3 protein-coding genes are annotated in these 2086 nt (G+C 58.4%); 2 read left to right on the top strand and 1 reads right to left on the bottom strand.

The genetic code is table 11. The features are described 5' to 3' along the window. Window positions 1-104 precede the first annotated feature (104 nt). The gene (locus H5U08_RS16760; protein WP_297035692.1) at window positions 105-773 is read right to left on the bottom strand and encodes a hypothetical protein; all 669 of its coding nucleotides are present in this window, start codon (window positions 771-773) and stop codon (window positions 105-107) included. A gap of 778 nt (window positions 774-1551) precedes the next feature. Between H5U08_RS16760 and H5U08_RS16755 the strand changes: the two genes are divergently transcribed. Both H5U08_RS16755 and H5U08_RS16750 read left to right on the top strand, forming a co-directional pair. Continuing rightward, window positions 1552-1806 (top strand): helix-turn-helix domain-containing protein, encoded by a 255-nt coding sequence (locus tag H5U08_RS16755; RefSeq protein ID WP_297035689.1) that lies wholly within the window; start codon window positions 1552-1554, stop codon window positions 1804-1806. A gap of 10 nt (window positions 1807-1816) precedes the next feature. Further along, a partial coding sequence (locus tag H5U08_RS16750) for a bifunctional DNA primase/polymerase (protein WP_297035686.1) occupies window positions 1817-2086 on the top strand: 270 nt, incomplete at its 3' end.

The raw sequence follows: 2086 nt of genomic DNA, 5'->3' as shown, positions 1-2086 counted from the left end.
CTGGATGGCCTTGATCATTTCCGCATTCTCGTCCTCAAACAAGTGGGCAAACCTTTTCTGCTTCTTCAAGTATTCTTCCACCGGAAGCACCTGCTTGAGCTTCCTCACGCTGGTGAGCCGGCCGTATGCTCGGCATGGCCGTCGCCGTCGTCATCCAGCCGCTTGTAGACCCAGCGGTTGGCATAGTCGTAGGCGTACTCGACCACATGATCGACCGCCGCGGCGTAGCTGGATCGGTGCTCCACCTTGGTGAGCCGGTTGCGGTGGTCCCAGGTGTATTGGGTGATATCCGTGTCGCCCGCGTCGAGCTGCCCATTGGCGTTGGCGTCGATGAACCGGTGCGTGCGGTTCCCCTCGGCATCGTAGAGATAGCGGTAGGTGCCGTCGGAGAGGAGCCGATTGTTGGTGCCGGTGGTGTAAGTGCTACCATTGGCGGTAACGCGGTTGCCGTTGGCGTCGTACTGGTAGCTCTCGTCGCTCTGGTAGTCGTAGTCGGCGGCGGTGAGCTGGCCCGTGGCGTCGCTGGTGTAGTCGGCCGTGCCGTCCACCGAGTTGATGTACTGCGTCATGCGATTGGCGGCATCGAAGTTCCAGGTGTATTCCACAAAGGTGGTTTGGCCGCGGAAGTGGCTGAGGCCCCGCAGTCGCCCGGCCTGGTCGTAGGTGTAGTCGGACTGGGCGACAAGCTGTGTGCCAGCCAGGTCGGCGTAACGGGTGAGGGAGACGAGCTGTCCGGCGGCGTCGTAGGTCAGGTCGACCCGCTTTTCGGCCACGGCCCATGGACTCGTTGCTGCGCCGTTGTCGCAGCCCCGTTCTGCCCTCAACCCCGTCCCTTTTTGCCCATTAACCATTGAACCCCGCTCCAATTTGAGAAAAGCGCCCGTTAGTGCCAGAAATTCGTCAGCGAGCTTAAATGTGTGTGTGTGTGTTGTCAAGCCCCTCGAAGGAGTGTGCCTCAATTCCATCCGGGGGATTGGAATTCTTTCAGCCAATGCTGAACGGAGTTGAGGCTAAAAAAGTTTCTTTTACGGCGCTCGGCCGGTTAGTCTGGAAATTCGTTGACAGTCCTGAGATGCCCCTCCGCGCTGGCCTGCCGGCTCATTCCCCGCGATTGCCGAATAGATTACCGTCCGTAGGGTTTGGAAGCGTGCATCAGCTCACGCAAAGTCCTTGTCGATCACCCTCCACGGACGGCCATTGATGGCATTGCCTATCGCGCGGCAAGTCATGCCCGGCGCGACGGGAACAAAAAACATAAATACCATAACTTCTTGAAGCATCGTCACATACAGCGGAATTTCGTTGCATCCTTGGCAAATCTCGTCCGCCCTCAGAAACTGACAACGCAACCAAAAGCACGAATCGCTGTAAAAGTGTTCCAAGTTTCTAACCCCTGGGGTTTATAATGCGTTCCAAATCCCCGAAGCGAATTCCGTAAGCCTCATCCCCTTGCCGCAAGTGGCGGCATTTTGCAACAGGCGCCCCTTATACTGGAAACGCGTAACAGAAAGTTTTCGGTACGTATCCTGTTGTTCCAATTGGAGGAAAAAGATGAAACACCACTGTCCTCATCAGAACTCGCTCCTTTTGACACTGCCCGAGGTGGCCCGACTGCTTCGTGTCAGCCAGCGGACGGCCTGGACCTGGGCCAAAGCGGGAAAACTTCCGTCGCTGCGAATCGGCCGCTGTCTTCGATTTCCACGTCACGCGGTGGAAAAGTGGATTGAGCAAGAGCTGGCCAGCCAATCGGGTCGCGGGGACTCCGCAGGGGAAGGTGACAACTCTCTTCCCGATCAGCCGCAATAAGAGGAACCTCATGCACCAACTTCTGGGAGCCTATCTCGCTTACGGCTACCGCTTGCATCCGCTGAAGGCGGGCGCTAAGGTGCCGCTCCTTCAGAACTGGCCCGACCAGGCCACGGCTGACGAGGCGACTGTCCGCCAGTGGCTGGCAGATTTTCCAGGGTGCAATTGGGGCATAGCAACCGGAGAAGGCTTCTCGGTTTTGGACATCGACCCCGCCGCCCTGGAGGCTGGCTGGCCGGGTGAGGAGCGTCGCCGTGAGCTGAAGGCTACAGGTTGCCCG

Origin of the sequence: Thermogutta sp., from assembly GCF_014359955.1 — a bacterium.
Taxonomy (GTDB): domain Bacteria; phylum Planctomycetota; class Planctomycetia; order Pirellulales; family Thermoguttaceae; genus Thermogutta.
This window is presented reverse-complemented; position numbering and strand designations above follow the sequence as displayed.